This is a genomic window from Janthinobacterium sp. 75, from assembly GCF_004365495.1.
GTDB lineage: Bacteria > Pseudomonadota > Gammaproteobacteria > Burkholderiales > Burkholderiaceae_D > Janthinobacterium.
This window is the reverse complement of the sequence record NZ_SORD01000001.1, coordinates 2004075-2017293: the sequence shown is the minus strand read 5'-3', so window position 1 is coordinate 2017293 and position 13219 is coordinate 2004075. Positions and strand designations below refer to the sequence as shown.

The window sequence follows — 13219 nt, the reverse complement described above, 5'->3', positions numbered from 1 at the left end:
CGAATTCCCCAGGCCTGTGCCCGCAGTTACAATTTGTATCAACTGCTGCAACTGCTATGTGGCAGCGGACACAACACGATATACTTACTATTTATTCACTGCAAGTGTACCCGCACTTTCCCGGCCAGACGTGCTCGATCCCCGCCCACCTTCCCCTGCCATAAGACGCACCGCCCGCCCAGGCCTGGTCCGCTCGGCCATCGCCCTGCTGGCCATCCTGCTGACGATCTGGGCGCAATGGGGCAGCACACCCAGCGCCTCCGTGTTTGCCAATGAATGGGTGCGCGATTTTTTCGTGCGCCTGCAGGCCAGCAAGGCGCCAGAGCCGCGCATATTGGTGGTCGATATCGATGAGGCCAGCCTGGCCAAGCTGGGGCCATGGCCCTGGCCGCGCGACCGACTGGCCGAACTGGTCGAAACCTTGTTGACACATTACAGTGCGCGCGCAGTGGCGCTCGATATCGTCCTGCCCAAACCTTCGGAGGGCCAGGGCGACCAGCGCCTGGCACTTCTGGCCCAGCACGGCCCGCTGGTGCTGGCGCAGATGTTCGATTACAACTTTGGCCGTCCCGAGCCGGTGCGCGACGGCCAGCCAGCCGGCGCCAGCACCCGCTACCCCGGCGGCCAGGTGCAGGCTGCCGGCTACATCGCCAACCATCCAGGCCTGGCACAGGCTCGCCACGTCGGCAATATCGGCTTCATTCCGGACGCCGACGGCGCACTGCGCCGCGTGCCGCTGATGACCACCCTGGAAGGCCAGCACTACCCCGCACTGGCGCTGGCCATCGTCAACTGCTGCCAGGGCGGCGGCGCACTGGCGCTGCCGAACACCGGCCTGATGCGCGTAGCCTACAAGCGCGACTGGAGCGCCTACACCGTGGTGTCGGCGGCCGACATCCTCGACCAGGCGATCGATCCGGCCAGCGCCGCCGGCCGCCTGGTACTGGTGGGTTCCTCCTCGCTGGGCATAGGCGACCGCGTCATCACCCCCTTCCATGGCGACCGCCCCGGCCTCGGGGTACAGGCCGCCGCGCTCTCCACCTTGCTGGACCAGCAAGCAGGACTGGCGCCGACGCCCTGGCCCGGTCGCCTGCTGGGCGTCCTGTTTGCCATTATCGTCACGCTGGGCGCCAGTTACGCCTTCCCGCGCCTGTCGGCAACCTGGAGCGTCGGCTTGCTGGGCGGCGCATCCGTGCTGTGGCTGGCGCTCGCGTATGTCATCAGCCCCCACGACCCGGACTTTTCAACCACCGGGCCGCTCGCCACGAATCTGTTCCTGCTGACGTTTGCCGTCCCCTACCATTGGCAGCTGAGCCAGCGCAAATCACGCTACCTGCTCGATACCCTGCGACTCTACGTGGCGCCGAAAGTGGTCGAGCAGCTCATGCGCAGCGATGTGAAGGACCCGCTCAAACCGCGCCTGCTTGACGTGACCACCCTGATTGCCGACATGGAAGGCTACACCACCCACGTCGAATCGCTGCCGGTGGAGGAAGCGGCCCGGCTGACGCGCGACTTTCTCGATTGCCTGACCGCTCCCGTGATCGACCAGCAAGGCACGCTGGACAAATACACCGGCGATGGCCTGGTAGCATTCTGGGGCGCACCCTTGCCGATCGAACACCACGCCGACCTGGCGCTGGACGCGGCGCACGAGATCCTGCGCCGCGTGGCAGGCCTGAGCGCCGAACGCTGCCTCAACGGACACCCGCCCCTGCGGGTGCGCATCGGCATCGAAAGCGGACGGGCCATGGCCGGCGATTTTGGCACTTCATTTCGCAGCATTTATACCGCGGTCGGCGACAGCGTCAACACCGCCTCGCGCCTGGAACAGGCGGCGCGCGACTTCAGCCATGACATCATCATCGGCACCGGCACGGTCGAGCGCGCACGGCGCCACCGTTTCATCGTGCTGGGTGAACGCATATTGCGTGGCAAAGAAAAACCAATTACCTTATACACTCTTGATTTGAGCATGGCACCTGCCCTTCCCATACCCCCTGCCCCCCGTATTACCCAAGGCATCACGCCTGCCAGCAGTAGCAACAGCATGGACGACGCAGCATGAGCCTTCGGCGCGGCGTACTGCCGTCCGTCCTGGCCTTGTTTTGCATGCTGCTTGCCGTCCCTGCAGTCGCGCAGGAGCCGCCGCCGGCCCACTCCGATCCGTATCAGGAAGCGCTGCAATCGCTGTCCGAGGGACGCAAGAATGATGCATTGAAGCAATTCCAACGTGCCATCGACGAAGAGCCGATGCACGCCGGCGCCATGCTTGAAATCGCGCTGATCCAGTGCAGCATGGGCAATATCAGCGAAGCAGAACGCCTGTTTTTGGAGATCGAACTGCGCTTCAGTCCGCCGCCCGGCATCATCGAACTGATCACCACGGAACGCCGTACCGGCTGCCACGGCAGGCCGGCGCTATCCTCGTCGTCGTTCATCTTCGGGCGCGGCTTCGACCAGAATGTTAACCAGGGCGCAACGAACCCCTATTACTCCAATGTGCAGGGCGAGTTGATGTTGCTGACCGATTTCCTGCCCAAGTCCGACCAGTACAGCTTGCTTGGCGCCGACTACATGCGCGAAATCACGCCCAACGGCAGCATCGGCTTCGCCCAGTTCCAGAGCCGCCGCAACGATACACTGCGGCAGTACGACAGCACTTCGCTGTACTTGGGCGTGGAGTCGCCCTACCGCCTCGGGCGCTGGACCGCCCGCAGCACGGCCATGCTCGGCCTCACTACCCTGGGCGGCAGCCTGTACCAGCGCCAGGCCCAGTTGCAGGCCCGCATCGTCCCGCCGCTGCCGCTGCCCGACAGCCTGCAGTTCACGCTGATGGGCGGCATCACGCATATCCAACACGTAACATTGGCCAACTTCGACGCCAACACCTTCGAGCTGCGCGGCCAGCTCAGCTACCGCAAAGACGATTTGTACGGCAACGCCAGCCTCGCTTATGTGCAGGACCGTGCGGTCAGCGACCGGCCGGGCGGCGACCGCCGCGGCATGGCGCTGAACCTGCTGGCGCGCCGCCTGCTGTGGGCCAGTTGCATCGGCGAGATGGCGTACGTCTACCAAAAGTGGGACAGCGAACTACCCTACGCGCCGGGCATGATCAATGAAGTGCGGCACCAGGCTACCCACGTCATGCGCGGCACGCTGATCTATCCGCTCGGCAAAAATCAGGCCCTGCAACTGGAAGCGCGCTTCGTGCGCAACAATAAGGATATTTCACTATTCCAGTACAACAACCGGCAACTGCAATTGAGCTACCAGTGGCAAAGTCCTTGAACGTATACAATCAGGCCTGTTCAATCTTTTGATCTGGAATGCAATGCACTGGGAATTGATGCTGTTCATCGCCATCGCTGCTGCCATGTCGGCAGGCTGCCTGGTGCCGAACCGCTGGCTGCCGCCTTTGCCTAACGATAAACTGATGCACTTCGCCGGCTTCGCCCTGCTCAGCGCGATTGCCGCGCGCATCGCCAGTGGACCGGGCGAAACGGCGCTGTGGCTGCTGGGCCTGCTGATCGCCGGCTGGCTCATCGAATGCCTGCAGGCGCTGGTACCGACCCGCGCCTTCTGCTGGAAAGACATACTGGCGAACACGGCCGGCATTGCCCTGGTGGCTATCGTCGTCGCATGCAGCAGCCTGTTCGCGTAATGCGGCATGGCGCCTTGCGCCTGCGCCGCCCCTTTGATACCTGACACGACACCTATGACACTTCGGAAGCTGGATGCAAACGCACTGAACAATGAAGCAAGCGGCACTGCTGCGCCGGAAGAACAGCGCCACATTCAAATTCACCTGCGCAAGATCCCGCTGCTGGCCGAACTCAGCGAGGACGAAATCACCCTCGTCAAGAGCGAGGTGCGCATCCGCCACTATGCCAGGCGCGAAGTGGTGTTGCACAAGGGTGGCAGCGGCGATGGCCTGCTGTTCCTGCTGTCGGGCCAGCTGCAAGTCATCGACGTGACCGAAGACGGGCGCGCGGTCGGCCTGCGCATGCTGGAGCCGGGCGACTTTTTCGGCGAAATCGCCCTGATCAACAATTCGACGCGTTCCGCCTCGGTGCTGGCGATGAGCCCGGTGCTGGTGGCCTTCCTGCCGGCGCCGACCGCGATGCACCTGTTTTCGCATTCGCCATCGGTGGCCAAGCAGATGCTGAAATACCTGGCGCAAAAAATCCAGCGCGACTCGGAATTTCGCGCGCTGCTGAGTATCAGCAACACGGCCAGGCGCATCTATGCCTACCTGGCACTGATGCAGACGACGCAGCCGGACGGCATCGTGGTGGAAAACCTGCCTACCCACCAGGACATTGCCAACATGATCAACACCAGCCGCGAAACGGTCACCCGCGCGCTGCTGATGCTGGTACAGCAAGGCATCGTGCAAAAAGAGGCGCACCGACTCTTCATCAAAGACCCCGAAGCCCTGAAAAAACTGGTGCAAGGAGGGTAATTTCTTTGCAAGAAGGTATTGCTCCGGTATCCGGGCCCTGGGGTGGGTACGGTATAATTCCGCTCTTATCAATTCTAGGGTGCTGCCTGCCGTAACGGTAGCGCAATTTTCTCCATGGTGACAGTTTTAGCGGCATTGCCGTCCAGCCGGCTGCGGGGCTGGGCATGATTCCCAGCACGATGCTGCGGGCCCTGTGGTCGTATCGCGGCTTCGTCATCGGCAGCGTAAAGCGTGAATTCCAGTCCAAATACCGTCAAGCGATGCTGGGGGCGGCCTGGACCGTACTGAGCCCACTGGCTCTGATCCTGGTGTACACCCTGATCTTCTCCCAGGTAATGCATAGCAGACTGCCCGGCGTCACCTCTGAATTTGGCTACAGCATCTATTTGTGCGCCGGCATCCTGACCTGGGGCCTGTTTTCCGAGATCGTCACGCGCGCCCAAAACATGTTCCTGGAGCACGCCAATCTGCTCAAGAAAATCAGTTTTCCGCGCATTTGCCTGCCCGTCATCGTGGTCCTCAATGCCAGCCTCAACTTTGTCATCATCTTCGCCCTGTTCGTCCTGTTCCTGATTTTCTCGGGTCAATTTCCAGGCTGGATTTTCATTGCCGTAGCGCCCGTGCTGCTGCTGCAGATCCTGTTTGCCATCGGCCTGGGCATGGTGCTGGGCGTGCTCAATGTATTCTTCCGCGACGTCGGCCAGTTTTTTGCGATCTTCATCCAGTTCTGGTTCTGGCTGACGCCTATCGTGTATCCGGCGTCTATCCTGCCGCCGGAAATGCGCCAGTACCTGGCCTGGAATCCGATGGCCGCGATCACCCAGGCTTACCAGACGATACTGGTGACAGGCCAGGCGCCCGATTGGGGCAGCCTGCTGCCGGCCGCCATCTGCGCCGTGCTGCTGTGCGTGCTGGGCATGCAATTATTCCGCAAACGTGCCGGAGAAATGGTGGATGAACTCTGATGGGCTCGATAACAGTCAGTCACCTGGGCAAGGCCTACAAGCAATATCCCACGCGCTGGTCGCGCCTGGCCGAATGGCTGCTGCCGTTTCGCGGCCCACGCCACCAGCTCAAGTGGATTTTGCAAGACATTAATTTCCACGTTGCGCCGGGTGAAGCCGTCGGCCTGATCGGCATCAACGGCGCCGGCAAGAGCACGCTGCTGAAACTCATTACCGGCACCACCCAGCCGACCACCGGCAGCGTGACGATGCAGGGCCGCGTGGCGGCGCTGCTGGAACTGGGCATGGGTTTTCATCCGGACTTTACCGGTCGCCAGAACGTCTACATGGCCGGCCAGCTCCTGGGCATGTCGGTCGACGAGATCACCCGCTTGATGCCGGAGATCGAGGCCTTCGCCGAGATCGGCGACTATATCGACCAGCCGGTGCGGGTCTATTCCAGCGGCATGCAAATGCGGGTGGCGTTTTCCGTGGCCACCGCGCGCCGTCCCGATATTTTGATCGTGGACGAGGCCTTGTCGGTCGGCGATACGTATTTTCAGCACAAGAGCTTTGAGCGCATCCGTCAGTACCGGCGCCTGGGCACCACGCTGCTGCTGGTGTCGCACGACAAGCAAGCCATCCAGTCGGTATGCGACCGCGCCATCCTGCTCGATGGCGGACGGCTGGCGCGCGTGGGCAAGCCGGAAGAGATCATGGATTATTACAACGCCATGATCGCCGAGCGCGAGAACCAGACCGTGCGCGTCAATGAACGGGCCGACGGCAAGGTGCAGACCATTTCCGGCACTGGCGAGGCCAGCGTGGCCGATATCGCCCTGCTCGACGAGCATGGCGCGCGCGTCGAAGTGGTGGACGTCGGCAGCACCGTGACGCTGGAAGTGACGGTGCAGGCGCATGCCGATATCCCGCGCATGGTGCTGGGCTATATGATCAAGGACCGTTTGGGCCAGGCCATGTATGGCACGAATACCCACCTCAAGCAGATGCCGCTCGAAGAGGTCAAGGCCGGCGCGCGGCTGCGCTATTGCTTCGCGTTCGCGATGAACCTGGGGCCGGGCACGTATTCGGTCTCGACCGCCATCGTCAGCACCGACACGCACCTGGTCAACAACTATGAATGGCGCGACTTGGCGCTGGTATTTACCGTGATGAACATGCACCGGCCGCACTTCGAAGGTACGGCCTGGATAGACCCTACTGTCAATATCGTCCACCTATGACCTTCCTCACCTACGCTCAAAACTTCGAAGACGTGCTGCTGTGGCGCGCCCTGCAGCACGTCAAGAACGGCTTTTACATCGACGTTGGCGCCAACGACCCGGTGCTGCACTCCGTGACCAAGGCCTTTTATGACCATGGCTGGAGCGGCATCAACATCGAGCCGATGCCGTCCTACCACCAGGTGTTCGAGCAGCAGCGTCCGCGCGACATCAACCTGGCCGTGGCGGCCGGTGCCGCAGCCGGCGAGATCACGCTGTTCGATGTGCCGGCCATGAACGGCTGGGCCTCGACCGACAGCGCCGTGGCGCGCGAGCATATCGCCGAAGGCTACGCCGTGGTGGAAACGGTGGTGCCGCTGCGCACCCTCAGCGATATCTGCGCCGAACACGTGCGCGGCACCATTCATTTCCTGAAAATCGATGTCGAAGGCTTCGAGGGCGAAGTGCTGCGCGGCTTCGACCTGCAACGCTGGCGTCCGTGGGTGCTGGTGATCGAGGCGACCCTGCCCGGCAGCCGCGTGAGCAACCACGCCGACTGGGAGGCACTGGTCACCGACCACGCTTACCATTACGCTTATTTCGATGGCTTGAACCGCTATTACGTGGCCGACGAACAGCGCGCCCTGCTCAACGTGCTCAATCTGCAGGCCAATGTCTTCGATGACTTCATCAGCTATCACCTGGACGCGGCCTGGAAGGAAAATACCCGCATTACCACGGTGGCGCAGCAGGCCCAGCTTGCAACAGCCGAGGCGGTGGCGCTGCGCTCGCAAGCCGAGCAGCAAGCGGCCGCGGCAATCCAGGCACAGCTCAGCGCGGGCAGCGCCATAGCGTCGCTTGGCCAGGCCGTCAATACGCTCGAGAGCGTGCTGTCACAGGCGCAGCAGCGCCTGGAGACAAGCGAACGCGAAGCGGAGCAGCTGAAGGCCCGTGTCGCCGCCTACCAGCAAATGGAACAGTGGGCCAACGGCCTGCAACAGCGTTTGGTGCAGATCGAAACGAGCTTGACCTGGCGCGCCATACTGTCCCTGCGCCACGTGACGCAACTGCCGCGCAAGCTGTATGCGCGCAGCCGTAACGGCGCCCGCCTGGTGCTGCGCCGCATCAGCAGCAATGAAAAAGCGCGGCGCTTGCTGATGCCGCTCAAGAAGCGTTTCCCCGCTGTCACAGAGCGCTTGATGCAAATCAGCCGCCAGCAGGCCTCGCCGCAAGCAAAAGTACCGACCCAGGCTGCCCATCTGGCCGTTCCAGCCGAACTGGCAGCACTGCCGCTGTCGGTGCGCGCCGTGCTGGCCGACTTGGCCTCGGCCATGCACTCTTCTTCACGATAATTCATTATGCGTCTCGTCATCGATTTGCAAGCCTGCCAGGACGGCAGCCATACCCTTCCATCCAGCCCGGCAGCGCAAGCGCTGGCCCAGGCGCAGGAACTGGCCCGCAGTGCCGGCACGCACGAAGTCTGGATCGTGCTGCAGGCAGGCCAGCCTGACCAGCTGGAACAATTGCGCGCCGCGTTCAGCGGCCTGTTGCCCTCCGGACAGGTGCGTACTTACGATGTGCCGCTGACGAAAGATGCCACGCCGTGGCAGCGCCGCGCAGCCGAACTGGTGCGCGACAATTTCCTGCTTGGGCTGGCCCCCGACCTGGTCTATACACCAGCCCTGTTCGAGTCCGACAGCGGCACGCCGGTGTGCGCGGCGCGTCCGCTGGCCGGCCTGCGGACCGTCTTCAGCCTGGAATCGGACACGCTGCTGGCCGCACCGAAGAACGCCAATGCGGCGCAGCTCGAATCCTGGCAGCGCCTGCAGACCAGTTTGCGCACAGCCGACTTGCTGCTCGCAGCCACGCCGGCACTGGCCCAGCGCTTGCAGACGGCTTGCGACAAGCAGCCGCAGCAGCTTGCAGTGCTGCCCGCCACGCCACAGCTATGGCAGTTGTTTGACGCCGTCGCCGCACAACCCTCGCCTGCCGAAGCTGCCCCGCGCCGGCCGCGCCTGGCCTACCTGTCGCCACTGCCACCGGAACGCTCCGGCATCGCCGACTACAGCGCCGATGTCATTCCGGCGCTGGCGCAATACTATGACATCGAACTGATTGCGGAACAGGACAGTATCAGTGACATGGCCCTGAGTGCCAACTTCCCGCTGCGCACCCCCACCTGGTTCGACGAGCACGCCCACGAATTCGACCGTATCGTCTACCACTTCGGCAACAATCACATGCATCGCTACATGTTCGACATGCTGCAGCGGCATCCGGGCGTGGTGATCCTGCATGACTTTTATCTGTCGGGCGTGGTCGACCAGATGGAGCGCGGCGGCTATCAGGACAGCGCCTTTTTCCAGGCGCTGTACCAGTCGCACGGCTACAAGGGCTTGCTGGAACAGCAGCGCCTGGGACGCAACGATACGATCTGGGCCTTTCCAACCAACAAGGCGGTACTCGACCAGGCCGCCGGCGTCATCGTCCATTCCGCATTCGCCTGCCAACTGGCGGCACGCTGGTATGGCGCCGACTACCCTGCCCAATGGCGCACGGCGCCGCTGCCGCGCCGTCCGCTGGCACAACAGATAGGCGCCAGCACTGCCGAACGCCGCGCTGCGGCGCGCAGCCGCCTGGGGCTGGGCCCGAACGACTTCGTCGTATCAACTTTCGGCATGCTGGGGGCGACCAAACTCAATGCGGAATTGATCGCCGCTTTCGAAGCGTCGCCGCTGGGCAGCGACGCGCATTGCCGCCTGCTGTTCGTGGGGCAGAACGCCAGCACCGATTACGGCTACGATATCGAACGGCAGATCGCCAGCAGCCCCGCCCGCGAACGCATCGGCATCACCGGTTTCGTCAGCGCCGAGCAGTATGCGGACTACGCCGCCGCTACCGACATCGCGGTCCAGTTGCGCAGCATGACGCGCGGCGAAACCTCGGCCGCCATCCTCGACTGCATGCTCTACGGCGCGCCGACTATCATCAATGCCCACGGCGCCGGCGCCGAGCTGCCCGACAGCGCACTGTTAAAGCTGCCGGACGCCTGTAGCGTGGCCGAGCTGAGCGCTGCGCTGACGCTGCTGCACGGCGATCCCGCCCTGCGCCAGCGCCTGGGCGAAGCCGCCGCCGGACTGATACGTAGCGACCATTCGCCGGCCGCCGCCGCACATTGCTACCACGAGGCGATAGAACATTTTGCCACGCAGCATACGCGCAGCCGCTACCGCGCGCTGACCCTGGCGCTGGCGCGCGTGGCCACGCCTGCGCCGGGCCCGGCGGAGCTGCTGTCCGCCGCCCGGGCGATTGCCTACAATCAAGCACCGACGGCGCCGCGACAGCTTTTCGTCGACGTCTCCGCGCTGATGGATACCGACTTGAAAACGGGCATCCAGCGCGTGGTGCGCAGCGTGTTGCAAGTTTTGATCGATCAGCCGCCGCCCGGTTACCGCGTCGAGCCCGTGTATGGCAATGGCGGCAATCGCCCATATCGCTATGCGCGCCGCTTCATGCTGGAGCTGCTCGGCGTCAGCGAGCTGCAAATGGAGGATGCGCCGATCGAGGCCCGCCACGGCGATATCTTCCTCGGACTCGACCTGTTTACCAATGGCACGTCGCAGAATCGCCAGTTATTGCTCGACATGCGCAAGCGCGGCATCGCCGTGTATTTCGTGGTGTATGACATTTTGCCGATGCTGCGGCCGGAATGGTTCCCGCACGGCACCGAGGATTATTTCGGCATTTACCTGGACACCGTGACGCACGCCGCCAATGGCATTATCTGCATTTCGCGCGCCGTGGCCGACGAGTTGGCGGCCTGGACGGCAACGCGCCCGCAGCTCCGCCGCGCGCCGCTGCAGCTCGGCTATTTCCATCTGGGCGCCGACATCGATGCCAGCAAGCCCAGCTTTGGCCTGCCGCCGAATGCCGACCACGTGTTTGCCAGCGTGGCGGCGCGCCCCAGCGTGCTGATGGTCGGCACGCTCGAACCGCGCAAGGGACACGCCCTGGCCCTGGCCGCCTTCGACCTGCTGTGGGAACAGGGCGAGCAAGTCAATCTGGTGATCGTCGGCAAGGAAGGCTGGATGGTCGACGCCCTGGCGCAGCGCCTGAAGCAGCATCCCCAGCGCGAACAACATCTGTTCTGGCTGCCCGGCGTGTCCGACGAAATGTTGCAGCGCCTGTACAAGGAAGCCTCCGGCCTGCTGGCGGCGTCCGAGGGTGAAGGTTTTGGCCTGCCGCTGATCGAAGCCGCACAGCAAGGCATTCCCATCCTGGCGCGCGACTTGCCCGTGTTCCGCGAAGTGGCGCAGGGACATGCCAGCTATTTTACGGCGGCGACACCGGCCGAACTGGCGGCCACCCTGCACCAGTGGCTTGCTGCACTACAAGCAGGCACGGCGCCGGATTCACGCGCCTTGCCCTGGCTGACCTGGAACGACAGCGCCCAGCAAATGCTGGACGTGGTGCTGCAGCAGCAATGGTATAAGGAGTTGCCAGGCGGCAGCGATACCACGCACTAGCGCTATGGTGCAGCCAATTGCGATTATACTTTCTCATTTAACAATATAAGCGTTCGGCTCCTGGCATCTCCGCCAGGCCGGCGCTCATTGCAAAGCCACATGTCCTCAAACGAATCAAGCACCCTTCCCGCCACCAGTTCCGCCACCTCCCCGCCGCTGGTGGTAGACCTGGACGGCACACTGATTTATTCCGACTTGCTGTGGGAAGCCATGCTGCTATTCATGAAGCAGCATTTCTGGAAAATCTGGCGCCTGCCGTTCTGGCTGCTGCGTGGCAAGTCCGGCTTCAAGCAGCAACTGGCACTGCATATCGCATTTGATCCTGCCACGCTGCCTTACGACCAGGGCTTGCTGGCCACGCTGGCCGAACAGCGCCAAGCCGGCCGCCGACTGGTGCTGGCCACGGGTTCGCAGCGCCGCTTCGCTGAGCAGATCGCAAGCCATACCGGCCTGTTCGACGACGTGATGGCGACCGACGACGAAGGCGTCAACCTGACCTCGCACAACAAGGCCGACGCGCTGACGGCACGCTACGGTCCGCGCGGCTTCGATTACATCGGCAACTCGCCCGTCGACGTGCCGGTCTGGCAAGCCAGCCGCCAAGCCTACAGCGTCACCATGAAACCGTTCGCTCTGGGCGGCGGCACCGCCACGACGCACATGGGCACCCCGCGCAAGCCGGTCATGCGCGCGCTGCTGAAAGCCATGCGGCCGCGCCAATGGCTGAAAAACCTGCTGGTATTTCTGCCGATGCTGGCCGGCCATGCGCTGGACCTGCCCACATTCTTGCAATCGCTGCTGGCCTTTGTCGCGTTTTCGCTGTGTGCATCCAGCGCCTATCTGCTCAACGATGCGCTCGATGCCCACGACGACCGCCTGCATCCGACCAAATGCAAGCGCCCGATTGCCGCCGGCACGCTGCCATTGGCGCTGGCGATGATCAGCAGCCCGCTGCTGGCGCTGGCCGCGATACTACTGTGCGCCACCTTCAATCCGCTGCTGCTGGCCGTGGTGCTGGTGTATTTCGTCGCCACGCTTTCCTATTCCTTCGTGCTGAAGCGCTTGCTGATGATCGACATCGTCACACTGGCACTGCTGTACACGGTCCGCATCCTGGGCGGTGCTGCCGCAACGCAGATTGAACCGTCGTTCTGGCTACTGGCATTTTCCTTCTTCCTCTTTCTGTCCCTGGCGCTGCTGAAACGATATAGCGAACTGTTCAATCTGAAGCGCCAGGGCAAGGATAAAACCAGCGGCCGCGGCTACTCGGTGGCCGACAAGCCCGCCATAGGCGCCATGGGCATCAATAGCGGCATGTTATCGGTGCTGATCTTCATGCTGTATATCAATTCGCCGAACGTGCAAAAACTGTACCCCAGCCAGCACTGGCTGCTGGCTGTCGTACCCCTGCTGGTGTACTGGCTGGGCCGCCTGTGGACGCTGGGCTTTCGCGGCCAGGTCAATGAAGACCCGGTCCTGTATGTCAGCAAGGATGCGGTCTCACTGGTCGTGATCGGCCTGTGCATACTGTTCGTTGCCGGCGCCGCATTCTGACCTCCTCACTCACCATCGATTCCAACCATGTCCTCAAATCTGAACGGCTACCTGTGGTGCGGCTTGGCCGCCGTCGCCAGCGCCCTCGCCACCCTGCTGATCAAGCTGTCCGCCCATGCCGGCGTCGGCTGGACCCTGGCCCGCATGGGCTGGCTGGGCGGCGCCTGCACTACCTATGCGCTGGGCTTTGTCTGCTATTCGATCGCCCTGCAGAAATTACAGATCAGCCTAGCCTACCCGGTGATGACCGCCGCCACCATGTGCCTGGTGGCGCTGATCGGCGCCACGCTGCTCAATGAGCCGCTGCATGCCGGCAAGCTGGCCGGCATGGCCCTGATCGCGGCCGGCGCCTTCATTCTGACGCGCTAAACCGGCCGCGTTAACCTGTGCAGGCGTCGTCATGACCCGCAATACCGGCATGGCCGCCTCGATTCCCGCCTGTACGATTGAAGACTGTCCGCAGCTGCCAAATTTACTGCCTGCATCGACATACATGCTATTTGTGCA

The 13219-nt window shown here is 63.0% G+C and carries 10 protein-coding genes; all 10 read left to right on the top strand.

Annotation, left to right across the window (positions count from 1 at the left end):
• Window positions 1–130: 130 nt before the first annotated feature.
• On the top strand, window positions 131–2068 hold the full coding sequence (locus C8C89_RS09215) for an adenylate/guanylate cyclase domain-containing protein (RefSeq protein ID WP_243857949.1): 1938 nt from the start codon (window positions 131–133) through the stop codon (window positions 2066–2068).
• Window positions 2065–3291 (top strand): tetratricopeptide repeat protein, encoded by a 1227-nt coding sequence (locus tag C8C89_RS09210; RefSeq protein WP_133989525.1) that lies wholly within the window; start codon window positions 2065–2067, stop codon window positions 3289–3291. The genes C8C89_RS09215 and C8C89_RS09210 overlap by 4 nt, the downstream gene beginning before the upstream one ends.
• Before the next feature lie 43 nt (window positions 3292–3334).
• On the top strand, window positions 3335–3664 hold the full coding sequence (locus tag C8C89_RS09205) for a VanZ family protein (RefSeq protein WP_133989523.1): 330 nt from the start codon (window positions 3335–3337) through the stop codon (window positions 3662–3664).
• Between the two features lie 54 nt (window positions 3665–3718).
• A complete protein-coding gene (locus tag C8C89_RS09200; protein WP_133989521.1) occupies window positions 3719–4465 on the top strand; it encodes a Crp/Fnr family transcriptional regulator in 747 nt (248 codons plus the stop codon).
• Window positions 4466–4629: 164 nt separating this feature from the next.
• Window positions 4630–5430 (top strand): ABC transporter permease, encoded by an 801-nt coding sequence (locus C8C89_RS09195; RefSeq protein ID WP_133989518.1) that lies wholly within the window; start codon window positions 4630–4632, stop codon window positions 5428–5430.
• Window positions 5430–6653, top strand: a complete 1224-nt coding sequence (locus tag C8C89_RS09190; protein ID WP_101482583.1) for an ABC transporter ATP-binding protein — start codon at window positions 5430–5432, stop codon at window positions 6651–6653. Before C8C89_RS09195 ends, C8C89_RS09190 begins: the two co-directional genes overlap by 1 nt.
• Entirely contained in the window at window positions 6650–7984 is a 1335-nt protein-coding gene (locus C8C89_RS09185) for an FkbM family methyltransferase (RefSeq protein WP_133989516.1), read from the top strand. The genes C8C89_RS09190 and C8C89_RS09185 overlap by 4 nt, the downstream gene beginning before the upstream one ends.
• Before the next feature lie 6 nt (window positions 7985–7990).
• Entirely contained in the window at window positions 7991–11158 is a 3168-nt protein-coding gene (locus tag C8C89_RS09180) for a glycosyltransferase (protein WP_133989514.1), read from the top strand.
• Between the two features lie 99 nt (window positions 11159–11257).
• On the top strand, window positions 11258–12712 hold the full coding sequence (locus C8C89_RS09175; protein WP_133989512.1) for a UbiA family prenyltransferase: 1455 nt from the start codon (window positions 11258–11260) through the stop codon (window positions 12710–12712).
• 27 nt (window positions 12713–12739) lie between these two features.
• Window positions 12740–13081, top strand: coding sequence for an SMR family transporter (locus C8C89_RS09170; RefSeq protein WP_101482587.1), 342 nt, complete (start codon window positions 12740–12742; stop codon window positions 13079–13081).
• Window positions 13082–13219 lie beyond the last annotated feature (138 nt).

Excerpts from the sequence above, each read along its gene's own strand:
- C8C89_RS09210 (WP_133989525.1), top strand. The coding sequence starts at position 2,065 with ATGAGCCTTCGGCGCGGCGTACTGCCGTCCGTCCTGGCCTTGTTTTGC.
- C8C89_RS09205 (WP_133989523.1), top strand. The coding sequence starts at position 3,335 with ATGCACTGGGAATTGATGCTGTTCATCGCCATCGCTGCTGCCATGTCG.
- C8C89_RS09200 (WP_133989521.1), top strand. The coding sequence starts at position 3,719 with ATGACACTTCGGAAGCTGGATGCAAACGCACTGAACAATGAAGCAAGC.
- C8C89_RS09195 (WP_133989518.1), top strand. The coding sequence starts at position 4,630 with ATGATTCCCAGCACGATGCTGCGGGCCCTGTGGTCGTATCGCGGCTTC.
- C8C89_RS09190 (WP_101482583.1), top strand. The coding sequence starts at position 5,430 with ATGGGCTCGATAACAGTCAGTCACCTGGGCAAGGCCTACAAGCAATAT.
- C8C89_RS09185 (WP_133989516.1), top strand. The coding sequence starts at position 6,650 with ATGACCTTCCTCACCTACGCTCAAAACTTCGAAGACGTGCTGCTGTGG.
- C8C89_RS09180 (WP_133989514.1), top strand. The coding sequence starts at position 7,991 with ATGCGTCTCGTCATCGATTTGCAAGCCTGCCAGGACGGCAGCCATACC.
- C8C89_RS09175 (WP_133989512.1), top strand. The coding sequence starts at position 11,258 with ATGTCCTCAAACGAATCAAGCACCCTTCCCGCCACCAGTTCCGCCACC.
- C8C89_RS09170 (WP_101482587.1), top strand. The coding sequence starts at position 12,740 with ATGTCCTCAAATCTGAACGGCTACCTGTGGTGCGGCTTGGCCGCCGTC.